Annotated in this window: 9 protein-coding genes and 1 tRNA gene; 3 read left to right on the forward strand and 7 right to left on the reverse strand. The window is 56.9% G+C overall.

What is annotated here, in order from left to right:
• Positions 1-7 precede the first annotated feature (7 nt).
• The 3 genes from ACN08Y_RS06085 to ACN08Y_RS06095 are packed head-to-tail and all read left to right on the forward strand — an operon-like array spanning position 8 to position 5,681.
• Positions 8-1,153: an exonuclease SbcCD subunit D gene (locus ACN08Y_RS06085; RefSeq protein ID WP_419105455.1), complete on the forward strand. Its 1,146-nt coding sequence runs from the start codon at positions 8-10 to the stop codon at positions 1,151-1,153.
• Entirely contained in the window at positions 1,150-4,287 is a 3,138-nt protein-coding gene (locus ACN08Y_RS06090) for an AAA family ATPase (protein ID WP_419112126.1), read from the forward strand. Before ACN08Y_RS06085 ends, ACN08Y_RS06090 begins: the two co-directional genes overlap by 4 nt.
• A complete protein-coding gene (locus ACN08Y_RS06095; RefSeq protein ID WP_419100606.1) occupies positions 4,284-5,681 on the forward strand; it encodes an MFS transporter in 1,398 nt (465 codons plus the stop codon). The genes ACN08Y_RS06090 and ACN08Y_RS06095 overlap by 4 nt, the downstream gene beginning before the upstream one ends.
• Positions 5,682-5,763: 82 nt before the next feature.
• On the opposite strand, the gene ACN08Y_RS06100 is transcribed toward ACN08Y_RS06095, so the two are convergent.
• The 7 genes from ACN08Y_RS06100 to ACN08Y_RS06130 form a co-directional block, all read right to left on the reverse strand.
• Positions 5,764-6,411 (reverse strand): MBL fold metallo-hydrolase, encoded by a 648-nt coding sequence (locus ACN08Y_RS06100; protein WP_419105457.1) that lies wholly within the window; start codon positions 6,409-6,411, stop codon positions 5,764-5,766.
• A gap of 11 nt (positions 6,412-6,422) precedes the next feature.
• Positions 6,423-7,514 (reverse strand): S-(hydroxymethyl)mycothiol dehydrogenase, encoded by a 1,092-nt coding sequence (locus ACN08Y_RS06105; protein WP_419112127.1) that lies wholly within the window; start codon positions 7,512-7,514, stop codon positions 6,423-6,425.
• A gap of 88 nt (positions 7,515-7,602) precedes the next feature.
• A complete protein-coding gene (locus ACN08Y_RS06110; protein ID WP_419112128.1) occupies positions 7,603-8,403 on the reverse strand; it encodes an alpha/beta fold hydrolase in 801 nt (266 codons plus the stop codon).
• Between the two features lie 81 nt (positions 8,404-8,484).
• Complete coding sequence (locus tag ACN08Y_RS06115) at positions 8,485-9,582, reverse strand: YihY/virulence factor BrkB family protein (protein WP_419105459.1); 1,098 nt, start codon at positions 9,580-9,582, stop codon at positions 8,485-8,487.
• Between the two features lie 144 nt (positions 9,583-9,726).
• Positions 9,727-11,232 (reverse strand): malate:quinone oxidoreductase, encoded by a 1,506-nt coding sequence (locus ACN08Y_RS06120; protein WP_419105463.1) that lies wholly within the window; start codon positions 11,230-11,232, stop codon positions 9,727-9,729.
• Between the two features lie 125 nt (positions 11,233-11,357).
• Positions 11,358-13,085 carry an ABC transporter substrate-binding protein gene (locus ACN08Y_RS06125; RefSeq protein WP_419112129.1) on the reverse strand — a complete coding sequence of 576 codons (1,728 nt, stop codon included), beginning with the start codon at positions 13,083-13,085 and terminating at the stop codon, positions 11,358-11,360.
• A gap of 155 nt (positions 13,086-13,240) precedes the next feature.
• A tRNA-Leu gene (locus tag ACN08Y_RS06130) sits at positions 13,241-13,322 on the reverse strand.
• Positions 13,323-13,353 lie beyond the last annotated feature (31 nt).

Genomic DNA, 13,353 nt, shown 5'->3' on the forward strand with positions numbered 1-13,353 from the left:
AGGGAGCATGCGAATTTTGCACACCTCCGACTGGCATCTGGGCCGTAGCTTCCACGGTACCTCCCTGCACACCGTAACCGAACAGCTCATGGATGAGCTGGTAGAGCTGGTTCAGGAACAAGCACTGGATGTGGTTCTCATTAGCGGAGATGTCTATGATCAGGCTCAGCCTCGCACCGAAACTGTAGAGCTTTTTGACCGCACCCTCACGCGCCTTACTCAAGCTGGTACCCGGGTTCTTGCTATTAGTGGCAACCATGATTCAGCCATCCGGTTGGGTTTTGGCTCTTCGCTACTGAGTGCCGCAGGAGTGCACCTGGTGACCTCACAAACTCAGGTGGGAACCCCCACCCTCATTGAAGCCGGGGGAGTGTCGGTAGCTTTCTACGGGGTTCCCTATCTGGAACCGCGCCCCATCGCCGCTCGCTGGGGCACCGAGCCTACCCACGCCGGCGTTCTCGCTGAGGCTATGCGCCGTATCGAGCAGGACAGGGCACCCCGCCACGTAGATGCCAGCATTGTCTTGGCCCACTGTTTTGCTGGTGGGGCTGAACCTTCTGAATCTGAACGGGATATCTCGGTAGGTGGTGTGGAACAGGTACCTGCCCGCCTCTTCTCATCAGCCACCTATACTGCTCTGGGGCATTTGCACGGGAAGCAGAAAGTAACCGATACCGTGCGCTATTCTGGGTCGCTCTTGGCTTATTCCTTTAGCGAACAGAACCACCGCAAAGGCGCCTGGATTCTTGATATTGAGCCGGGTGGTCACCTGAGCGTCACCGACTACCAGTGGAAGACCAAACTGGTACTCAAAACCTTACGGGGAACTCTCGAAGAGGTGCTTTCTCCCCAGAATATCGTTGAGTACGGTCAGGCATTTGTCAGCATCACCCTGACCGACCCCGAACGTCCAGCTCAAGCCTTGGAAGAGCTCAAAGCGCACTATGAGCATGTGCAGGAACTCTACTTTGACCCTCAAGGAGTACAGGCGCGCCAAAAACACAGCTACCGGGCGGCTCAAAGCAAGCACAGCCCCCAAGAGATTTGCGGTTCTTTCTACGAGCACGTGCGCGGGCGGCAACTGACAGATGACGAGAGCGCCTACCTGGCTGAAGTCATGGAAACAGCACGAATTCAAGGAGGGGCAGAATGAGAATCCACCGCTTAGAGCTCAAAGCCTACGGCCCCTTCCCCGGCACCGTGGCCATTGATTTTGATGACCTCAACCGCGAAGGCATCTTCCTGCTCAACGGCCCTACAGGCTCGGGCAAGTCATCCATTCTCGATGCCATCTGCTTTGCTCTCTACGGCACTACGTCCTCAGGGCGCACCGACCTTAAATCTCGTTTCGCTGAGCCTGCGGTACAGCCGCGCGTGACCCTGGAATGTACTATCGGGGGCACCCGCTACCGTATCGAACGCAACCCTGCCTATGAGCGACCCAAAAAACGTGGTGAGGGAACCATTACCGAGCAGGCAAAGACCCTGATTGAAAAATACGACGCGGCCACCGGCGAATGGGAGAGCGACCCCACTATTACCCGCCATAAGGACGCCGGCGACTTTATGCTTTCGGTACTGGGTTTGAACGCCCAGCAGTTCAATCAGGTCATGCTTCTACCTCAGGGCCAGTTTCAGCGGTTTTTGCTGGCGTCGTCCGGTGAGCGTGAACAGCTCCTCAAGAAGCTCTTCGGGACCTATGAATTTGAGGCTATCCAGAACCTTTTGACGGAGCAGGCTAAGGAAGCTGGTCACCGTGCGGAGCAAGCTAGCCATGAACTTGAGGTACTGGTTGGCCGCGGTCAACGGGCTGAGCACGGCGCTCGCTTGGAGGAAAGTTATGCCCTGCTGGGTCTTGAAGGCCTGCTGGCAGACTCCGATAGTGAGAGCACCACACTTTCTGCAGATAACCCGGCAAGCGCACCGGGTTACCTTGAAGAACTTGCTGCTGAGCTGGGTCAGCTGCATAGCCAGCTCCTAGAACGCACAGGTCAAGTAGCTGAAGAACTCACCAGGTTAAATGACCAGCGCGCCCAGATGATTCAGCTCAACCAGCACTGGCAGGAATATAGCCAGCTGACCCTGGTCCTAGACAAGCTAGAAAGTGCCAGAGAAACTGTTACCCAGCAGAGTAGTCTGCTGGAATCCCACCGCAAGGCGACCCTTGTATTGCCTTTCCTCACTGCGGAGGAAAGAGCGCTAGCATCCTGTGAAAGCACCCGGCAGCGCGTCACCGCGCTAAGTTTCCGGGGGCAGGAATTAGCCTCAAAATTACAGGGAAATCTTGACCAAAGGGCGCGTGAGCTTGCGACCGTGGAGAAGGTATTGGACCTTCTCAAGGACCAGCAGGACGTAGAGCATTACGAGCAAATAAGCCATGACCTGGCTGAATATGCCAAGGATCTTCAAGCACTGGACCGCGATGAGCAGAGGCTGATAGACCTGGCGGCCGAGCAGAAACAGGCCCAAGCTCAAGGTGCTCCGCTGGAAAGCAAAGTGTGTGAGGCAGAGCAGGACCTGACCGCCCACCGCAAGAAGATTCAAGACCTTGAAGAAGAGTACAAAGGCCTTGAAAATACACCGGTTGAGCTCGAAAAAGCAGGCATGGACTACGCCGGTGCCCAAGAGGCGCAACAAGAGGCAAGGGCATTGGTTCGTGCGCGTCAACGGGTTGAGCAGGCAGAGCAAGCAGCTACTGAGACTGAATCGAAACGGGTGCGGGCAGACCACCAGGCCGATGAACTTCACCGCCGCCGTTTTGAGAATGCAGCGCTGATTCTAGCCGAAGCTCTGGTTGCCGGTCAGCCATGTTCAGTCTGCGGTTCACGCCAACACCCTGCACCGGCTACCGGACTAGAAGCAGGTGCAGCGGTTAGCGAAGAAGCCCTGCAGAAGGCTCGTGCCCAGAGAACTGCCGCCGAAACCGAGGCTTCTCGAGCCCTGGGCGAGCTTTCAGCTGCCCGGGAATCTCTGGACCAGCTCACCCGGTCAGGCGCACCTGAACCCGAAACCGCCCAAAACCTCATAGCTCAAGCTCAGGACGCCCTGACCCGAGCCCAGAAAGCCCAAACACGTCGCGATGAGTTAGACCAGCTACTCCAAGAGGGCAAGACCCACGAAGAAAAGCTGAGGGCCCAGCTGGTGGCAGCGCAGCGCCTGGTTGCTGAGCACAAGGCCACAATCCAAGAACGAGCCCGAACACTGGCCGAACTTGAAGCCGGGCTGAAACCTCAGACCCAGAAGATGAGCTTTGCTGACCGCGCCCATGCTCTAACCAGCCTCAATACCTGCCTGACCCAGCTCGGTAACTCCCTCCTGGAACAGAGCAGGCAGGCTGAGGTTCACCGGCTTGCTCAGGCTGAAACAGCCCAAGCCCTAAGCCAGTCAGGCTGGAGTGATCTAGCCCAAGTGCGAGCTGCGCATCTTGCACCAGCACAAGCCCAGAAGCTTGAGCAAGAGATCCGTCACTACCAGGAACGGGTGCTTGCTACCCGTGCCCGTCTTGAGAGCCCAGCCCTGCTGAGCATTGCTGAACGCGCTAGCCGGGGCGAAACCGCGCCCGATCCGCAAGACCTTGCGGTTCTTACCTCCCGCCTAGAAACCCTCAGCCGCGAAAAGGATGAGCTCATCGCCCACTCCACCCGCATTTGGGGGGCAGAGGATGAGATCATCCAGGTACAGCAAGAGCTCACGGCCGCACTGACTCGCAGCCAGGAACTGATCGAGACCGCCCACCTGCGGCAGGAACTCGCGGCTACGGCCAATGCCACCCCCGGGAGCGATAACCACCTGCGGATGACGCTGACCACCTATGTGCTTGCCTATCAGCTTTCCGAGGTCGCTCAGGCCGCCAGTGAACACCTGGAAAAGATGACCCACGGGCGCTACCGGCTAGAACACAGCGACCGTGCTCAGGGACGCGGAAAATCAGGTCTGGGCTTGTTGGTCTTTGACTCCTGGCACAATGCCCACCGCCAACCGGCCAGCCTGTCCGGGGGAGAAAGCTTTATGGCATCCCTGGCCCTAGCTCTGGGACTGGCTGATGTGGTCCAGCAGGCCAACGGTGGCATCGAAATTGACACCCTCTTTATTGACGAAGGCTTCGGCTCTCTGGACGATGAAACCCTAGAAGAGGTCATGTCCACCATCGACTCACTCAGAGAACGTGGACGGGTCATCGGGCTCATCTCCCACGTTGCTGAGATGAAAAACCGGATTAACAGGCACATCCTCTTGCAGACTTCCCCCCAGGGTTCTAGCCTGGTGAAAGAAACAGGAGCAGTATGAGCCAGCCCCAACGTAAAACCAAAAAAACCTTTACCTACAGGACAGCGGCACCGCGATACCGTGGTGCGCAATCTCAGGTTCCTGCGACCACCGCTAGTATCCCCATCACGATTGCTGAGGGGGCCCGCAGGCTTGTCGTGTCGGCCCGCTATGCCAGGAGCAGGTTCCAGGGTATTTTGCTAGCCCACGGGTGGCGTTTCCTAGTTTTCTCTTTGCTGATGCGTCTGCCTGCGGCTATGGTCATGCTGGCAATTATGATGATGCTGGCGGTGCAGAACGGTGAGGCCACCCTAGGCGGATACGCGGCAGGTACTGTGGGCCTGAGTTCTGCCCTGATGATACCGGTCTACCGTTCCATCTCTGAACGGTGGGGCCAGCGTCGCATCTTCTTCGCCGTAACCGCTTTGAACATGGTGGCCCTGATGTGGTTGACGACTGAGTCGCTCCGGTTTTCGGGCACAAGTAACGGATCGATTACCCGCTTTCTGGTGGCCTGCGCAGTGGTGGGTGTAACCACTGTTCCCCTGGGAGCCATGATGCGAAGCTACTGGAGCGCTGAGTATCTGAGCACCAAGGATCGGCGCAAACTCAATGCCTCGATCTCCTTGGAAACCATGCTCGATGTCACCGCTATTCCCGCCGGTGCGGCAATTGCGGGCATGACTACCGTACTTTTTACCGCTCAATCCACCCTTTTTGCGGTGATCCTGATTGATGTTCTGGGGCTCATCATGTTGCTCTGGCGGCCCGAGAACCTGCCGGTGGAAACCCGTGACACCAGCGCGACCGAACGGCGTAAGCCGCTACGCGGTGTCAGCAGGTCACTACTTTGGATTCCCCAGCTGGGTACGATTTGCTTGGGTATTTCTTTGGGCGCGACCCAGGCCTCCATCGTTTCTTTTACGATGAGCACGGACCAGCTAGGTGCAGCGGGCTTCCTCATTGCCCTTCTTGGGCTCTGCGCTGTCGGCGCGGCACTCTTCGTACTGTTTGAGCGGCTCCCCATGTTCGGCTGGGTGGCCTGGCTGATTAGCGGCATTTTCTTGATGATGACCGCAATGATACTTTCCTTGCCGGGGTCAACATCCGGCATGATTCCACCCCTCATCTTCATGGGTATGGCCTACGGTATGTGCCTGGTAACCATGGACTCGGTTGCGGCCAGTCTCTCTGCCCGAAAAAATCTGGATTTGGCACTGTCTACGCTCCAGGCGAGTTCTTTAGGCGGCATTGCTCTTGGTTTTGTGTGGGCGGCTGACCTCAGCGGAAGCTACAGCTACCAGGTCTCGCTCATTATCCCGCTGGTGGCTGCGGCTACCTTCTTCTGCTTGGGCCACCTGTACGGTTTCCTGTGGAGACGCTCCTACGAAGAGCACCTGGCTCTGCTGCCTTAAAGGAGCTTGAGAACAGGCTGGGCCGCTACTTCTTTTTGGCAGTACCGGCCCAGCCCGTAGTGAATGAGCGGGTTAGCCTGGTCTAGTGGCCTCGCTTCATCCAGGTATCGAGCTCAGGGGCTTCTAGGCCGATACCGGTGGAGTCACCGTGCCCGGTCAGAACCGCTGTGGACTCAGGCAGGGTGAGGAGCTTTTCCTTGATGGACTCGATGATGGTCTCAAAGCTGGAAAAGGAACGCCCAGTCGCACCGGGACCCCCCTGAAAGAGGGTGTCCCCCGAGAATACCACTCCCTCGCTGTTTTCCCAGCTGAGGGTAGGCGCGTAGAAGCAAACGGACCCGGGGGAGTGCCCAGGGGTTGCTAGAACTGTCAGCTCAGTGTCCCCGATAGTAATCCGGTCACCGTCAGCTAGCTCAGCATCAAAGTCCCAGGAGGGGTAGACCATCTCCCAGAGCGGGCGATCAGCGGGGTTTAGATAGACCGGGGCACCGAACCGGTCAGCGGCTTCACGGGCAGAGCGGATATGATCATCGTGGGCGTGGGTCAGCAGAATCTTTTCAACCCGCCGTCCCGCTAGGCGGGTAGAGATAGCATCCACGTCATGGGCCGGGTCAATCAGAATCAGGGACTTATCGTTACCGACCAGCCAGACATTGTTATCAACCTCCCAGCTACCTCCGTCGAGCGAGAAAGTCCCAGAGGTTACTAGCCGTTCAATACCTTCAGTCATTTTTACCCTCCTTAGAGTTCAACTACCGAGCGGAGCACCTGTCCGGTCTTCATGGTTTCAAAAGCCTCATTGACCTGCTCCAAGCTGATGCGTTCAGAAACAAAACCGTCAAGGTTCAGGTTGCCCAGTAGGTAGTGGCGCACAAAGAGCGGAAAATCACGAGAGGGCAGGGTGTCTCCATACCAGGCGCTCTTAATGGAACCACCGCGACCAAAGACCTCATCCAGGGGTGCCTCCCAGGTGGTGCCCGGTGCAGGGACACCCACCAGAACAACCCGGCCTGCTAAATCACGGGCTTCAAAAGCCTGCTTGAAAGTTGTCTCAATACCTACAGCGTCAACCACCAGATCGGCACCAAAACCGCCGGTTAGCTGGCGGATAGCCTCTACCGGGTCCTGCTCCGATGAGTTCACGGTGTGGGTAGCACCGTGTTCCTTGGCACGAGCCAGTTTCTGCTCATCAATATCAACAGCAATGATGGTGGTGGCACCGCCCAGCTTGGCACCGGCAAGAGCTGCAGTACCCACACCACCGCACCCGATAACGGCCACGGTTTCACCACGTTCCAGCTCACCTGTATTGAGCACGGCACCCAAACCGGCGGTAACACCGCAACCCAGCAGGCCAATAGCGGCGTACTGGTCCTCAGTCAGGTCCTCAGTAATCTTGGTGCACTGACCGGCGGCAACCAAGGTCTTCTCGGCAAAAGAACCGATGCCCAGCGCCGGGGTCAGCTCGGTCCCATCCTCCAGACTCATCTTCTGGGTGGCATTATGGGTTGCGAAACAATACTGGGGCTTACCTTTTTGGCAGGCGCGGCATTCACCGCACACAGCACGCCAGTTCAGGATTACCAGGTCGCCGGGAGCCACATTGGTGACGCCCTCACCTACAGCCTCAACAATACCCGCTGACTCATGGCCCAACAGATAGGGGTAATCATCACCTACCCCACCCTGAACATAGTGGTGGTCAGTCTGGCAGACACCGCAGGTGAGAACCCTGACCAGGGCCTCACCGGCAAGGGGATCGGGCACGTTGATGGTCACCACTTCAACCGGCTGGTTCTTGGCACGGGAGATAAGGGCTTTAACCTGCTGCATCTTGTTCCTTTTCATCAGAAGATAAGTCGTGGAGCTAACCCGGTTTGTGGGGCGCTCGCGGTTTCTACGCTACCGTGTGTTGGCTCACCTAGCTAGCTGGTGTCGGCCTGTGACGAACCATGAACTCTATGGCGGTGGCTCTGAGCTTACCACTGGTCAGAATATTGATATGGTCGCGCCTGGGGTACTCTAACCAGACAGCTTGATCTGGGGCAAGGAGCTTGTAGGCTTTGAATGAATCACGGGCTACGGTGTCTTGAGTACCCCGGAAAAAGAGAACGGGGCATGCAGGCAGCGGGCTGGAGGAAAAGCTTTCTATGGGTAGAGCCGCGAAGGCCTGAAGCTGGGCTTCTGGCACTGGCGAACCTGCCAGGATATCGGCAAAACCATCTGGGAGCCTGCCACCGGTGCGTAGTGCCCGGTTAATGAGCGGCAGATGGTTGGTAAGCGGCATGGCCCCTGCAACCAGGGAGCTAACGGCATCGGGGTAGAGCGAAGCGAGAGTCCAGCAGATACGGGCACCGATGGAATAACCTACCAGGTTCACCTCACCGCTGAGAGTAGCCAGGTAACTGGCCAGCGATTCAGCTATTGCTCTAAGCAGTCGCTGTGTGGCTGGTAGTTGGTAGCTGACAGCACCAGATGTTTCCTCAGCTGATTCTGGGAGCCGGTGGTAGGGCAGAGTCACCGTGTGGACTGTAGCACCCTGGGCCTGAAGCTGGCTGACCCAACGGGTATGGTGCCAGTTAACCATCGGTGTAGAGGCGAACCCGTGAACCAGAAGCACATGGGCCCCCTCCAAGGGTCGGGGTGGTTGCCCGCTGTCCTGCGGCGTAGGTGGGATAGAATCAACAACTAAAGGTAGCTGGTCGGTGGTGGCGGTGGTCATAGGCTCATCGTACGGTGCATATAGGGTGAAGAAAACCCCGGTCACTGACTGACAGCGCCGGGGCAACCTTGCAGGTGGGCTTTACTCCTTCTCTTTTTCTTGGGCCATCTTCTCAAAATCGACCCCGCTATGGGAGAGACGGATTTTTCGGCCTTCCTCAATCAATTCTTCCTGCTTCTGCTGAATCTTGATAGCCATAGTGTCGTCTCTGGGTGGTAAGCGCAGGTTATCTTCTGCCTTGATGCCTGCTTGAAGCTCACGGCTACGTTGGATCTCTGCATCAATCTGAGCACCGAGTAAGAGCACATTGTTCATGATCCATATGAATAGGAGCATGACGATAACGCCACCGATCAGACCGTAGGTGGCATTATATTTGCCAAAATTTGAAACATAGAAGCTAAAGCCGGTACCGGCCAATGCCATAAAGACCAGGGCGAAAACAGCGCCAGGGGTCAGGAAGGTTAATTTGGGCTGCCTGACGTTAGGAGTAGCAAAGTAGAGCAGGCTGATCAGGACAACTGCTAGGGCCAGCATGATTGGGTAACGTAGCCACATCCAGATTCCGATGAATCCGCCCAACTCAAAGTCGGGAACTGCGGATTGGATCATCAACAAAACGTCCCCAGATGAGAGGAAGACCAACATCATGGATACTACGATGAGCACTAAAACGGTCGTAACCATGAGGTTAATAGGTCGTAGCTTCCAGATAGGGCGACCCTCAAGAACTCCATAGATTTTATTCATAGCACGGCCAAATGCCCCGGTATAGCCTGAAGCGGTCCACAGCGCACCGACAATACCGGTGACCAGGGCCAGACCGGCTGCACTGGAGCTGGTCAGCTGGGTGATGGGGTCCTCAAGAATCGTGAGCATTTCCTGAGGAGCATAATCTTGCAAGAAGCCCAAAATGGTCTTTGCCGTTTGTTCCCCCTGCCCAAAGACACCCAGCAAGGAAACGATGGCCAGCAAGGCTGGGAATATAGAGAGCACCGTGAAATAGGTCAGGGCCGCCGCTAGATCGGTGCACCCGTCGTGGCTAAACTCGCTGAGAGCCCTTTTAAAGATGTATTTCCAGCTGGACCCACTGACTTCGGTGAGCTTAGAGGGCTTGGGCCTTGCTTGGTGGGTTGGTTCTGTGCGTGAGCGTTTGACGGTCGTGGCTGCACGGCCCATAGATAAGTTTCCTTCGATGACTTGAGATGTTAATCAGTAGATATCCTATCAGGGGCTTGTGAGCGGCAAAATGCTGCTTGCTTCAGGTAGAAAGAGTTGTGCCCCGGGCTTTTGAGCCCGGGGCCTTAGAGTCAGCCTGCCATACTAGTTGTCTATACCCAAAACCTTAGAGGTGTAGGCAAAGAGCTCATCGGCTAGCTGGTGGTTGTCGTTGAGCTTGACACCGTAGCCGGGGACTAGCTCTCGAATGCGTGGCTCCCATTGGCTAAGCTGCTGGGGGAAGCAACGGGCTAGCAGGTTCAGCATGATAGGTGCGGCTGTGGAGGCCCCCGGTGAAGCGCCGAGTAGAGCCGCTAGGCTGCCGTCGCCTGATGCAATGAGCTCGGTACCGAACTGTAGGACGCCGCCCTTCTTGGGGTCTTTCTTGATAACCTGAACGCGCTGACCGGCGGTGATGAGCTCCCACTCGTCATCGACTGCGGTGGGGTAGTATTCGCGCAGAGACTCAAGGTGCTTAGCACGATTCTTAAGCAGCTCACCGATCAGGTACTTGGTGAGGTCCATGTTATCCAGCCCGGCCCGCACCATGGGGACAAGGTTATCGGGGCGGAGCGAGAGCGGCAGGTCAAGCAGGGAACCGTGCTTGAGGAAGTTGGTTTTGAAACCCGCGTAGGGCCCAAAGAGCAGGGATCGCTTGCCCTTGACATAGCGGGTATCAAGGTGGGGAACAGACATGGGAGGAGCGCCCACTGATGCCTGGCCGTATACCTTAGCATTGTGGCGCAGGGCGGTTTCCTGGCTGGTGTTGCGCATGAAAAGGCCCGAGACGGGGAAACCGCCGAAGCCCTTGCCCTCTTTAATGCCAGATTTTTGGAGGAGGCTGAGGGCACCACCGCCGGCACCCAGGAAAACGAAGCGTGCACGGATGGTTTCTTGCTGCCCCTTTTCCTTGAGGTTCTTGGCTGTGACCACCCAGCTACTGTCGCTTTGCTGGTTGAGATCGGTGACCTGCTGGCCGTACTGTACCGATACACCCTGGTCTACCAGGTAGTCGAGCATCTGCTGGGTGAGGTTGCCGAAATCGACATCGGTGCCCTCCGGTGACCAGGTGGCGGCAAGGGGCTGGCTGGGGTCGCGGCCCTCAACGGCCAGGGGAGCCCACTCACGAATCTTGTCGATATCGGTGGAGAACTGCATGCGCTCGAAGAGCTTCTGCCCTTCGAAGGCTTCAAAGCGCTTGGCCAGGTAGTTGGAATGTTCCTGACCGAAGACCAGAGACATGTGGGGTACGGGGTTGATGAAGGAAGCGTCCTTGAGTTTTCCTTCTTCAACCAGCGATGCCCACAGCTGGCGGGAAATCTGGAACTGTTCGTTGATGCCCAGAGCTTTTGCTGGGTCAACGGTACCGTCCGGCCCTGCCGGTGCGTAGTTGAGCTCGCAGAGGGCCGAGTGGCCGGTGCCTGCGTTGTTCCAGGGGTTTGACGATTCCTGTCCAGCCTCATCAAGGCGCTCTAACAGGGTGATGTTCCAGCTGGGTTCTACTTCTTTGAGTAGGACACCCAGGGTTGCGCTCATGATACCGCCGCCGACTAAAAGGACGTCGGTTTGTACTTCATTAGCCACTGTTTGACACTCCGTCGCTGTACTCAGACTTGGCGCCGAGCTGGGGCGCCTTGTGTGTGGGGTTTCACCCCAGGTTCCTTATTAGCCTAGTACAGATAGGGCGACCTACCTAACACTGTGACGGGGTTGCGCCCTAATCTCTATGGCTGGTGTCAATTCTCTACATCCACCGTTGAGAACACATCGAGGCAGGTAGCAGTGACGGTGTAGCTTGTGACCCGTTCGCCCTGAGTGACACCGGATACCGGGTAGGCCAGGGGGATAGCGGGCAGGAGCTCAGAGACCTGCGCGTTGAGTTTGCGGTAGGCATCGCGCCAGGCAGAGATGTCGGTGATGCTGTCTGCCTGGTCAATGGCTTGCATGATGCTGGTGTAGCTTGATGCGGCTTTGGAAGGGTCGTCGGTAGCTGGTTCCCCTGTACTTGGGGTAGAAGTCGATCCCCCTGGGTTCATGCTGATCTCAGCTGGTGCTCTTGATGCGGGCGCAAGAACCTGCCCCAGGAAAGCAGTGGGGTCGCGGTAGGCGCCGATAAAACCTGCCAGTTCTAGCCCGTAATTGGGGTGTTTGGCAGGGATATCGTCACTTCCTTGGTCGGTCCACTGGTAGGGTTTGGGCACAAGGTTGAAGCCCGCACTGATGAGGTTGGTTGCAATAAGAGAGTAAATGCCCTCTGGTGAGGGTAATGAGGCCAGCGAAACATTGACAGGGTAGTAGAAGTCGATGCTCTGGTTAGCGTAGGTTGAGGTTCGCAGTAACTCTTTTGCCTTCGTCGCTGAGTAGTTATAGACCTCCCCGGCTTCGGGGTTCTTCATCTGAAAAAGTGCGGGGATAAAATCGGAGGCTGCCTTGGTTCCCTGGGGGTAGTAGGAGCTAATGAGGGCGGCCCGGTCAATAGCGCAGGCTAGAGCCTGACGCACTCTGAGGTCATCGAAAGCTGGGTGGGCTAGATTGATGCCGATATAAGCAACGGCATAGGGGTCACGAGATTGCACCGCGTACCCATCAAGGGCCAGAGGGACATAGTCTTTGAGGGCTACCTGGTCGTAGGCGTCAATCCGGCCTTCAACAAGGTTGTAATAGCGTTTCTCGGCACCGGGAATAGTCACAAATTCCAGGCGGTCAATCTCGGGTGCTGTCCCTCTGTAGTTCTCAGAGCGTTCGAGAACAGCCGTGGCTCCATCCCAGCTTTTAAGAGTGAAAGCGCCGCTACCGATGGGCGATTCAACCGCTGCCGTATTGTTGGCAAACTGGTCAGGCTTCATAATCCCACATGCGGGCTGAGTGAGGGCTTTGAGGAAACTAGCGGAGTGACGTGAGAGGGTAACTGTAAAACGGGTGTCAGTTTCAGCCGACCAGGCACTGACCAGAGCTGGGGCTGGTCGCCCACTGGCGCGGGGGGTTTCTGCTAAGAGGTGGGCGTAGGCCTGGTTGAGCTGCGTCAAGGGAGCTGCGGCCAGAGTCTTCCACCGGTCAAAGTTCTGGGAGATACTCTGTGCATTTAGGGGGCTACCATCACTAAAAATTAGATCCTTGTCTAAGGTGAAAGTGTAGGTGAGCCCGTCGTCGCTGATATCCCATTGCGAAGCCAAGCCGGGGACAGGCTCGCCCGTGTTGACGTCTGCCCCTACCAAGGGATCAAGAATCTGGGCGCTGATGCGGTGGCTTTCAATGCGGGTAGTAGCGGTAGGGTCTAAGGACTGTATCTGCGCAGCCTGTGCAAAACGGAATACTTTACCGCTACCGCTAGAAGCTGTTGCGCCCCTCGGTGTGGCGACGGGTTGGCGGGGTGCTGAGGTAGAGCAGGCACTGAGTGCAAAACCAGCGCTGAGCGCAGCGCCAATGCCTAGAGCCTCCCGGCGAGTTACTGTCTCTGCTGCCATTGCTATTACCTCTTGATGACATGGCTGGGCCCCGCCCAGGGCCGCTATCGGGTCTTGGGGCTGAGGGGTTACTGTTGACTCCCTTTGGGGGGAACATAATCAAAAAACCCGCTCAACCGGGAATGAACCGGGCGAAACGGGTTATTGATATAGAGTGCGCGAGGAGGGACTTGAACCCTCACGCCGTAAGGCACAGGAACCTAAATCCTGCGTGTCTGCCAATTTCACCACTCGCGCAGGTGGTGCTGTAAGCACAACACAGAAAATC

This window comes from Rothia sp. P5764 (assembly GCF_048512965.1).
Lineage (GTDB): Bacteria > Actinomycetota > Actinomycetes > Actinomycetales > Micrococcaceae > Rothia.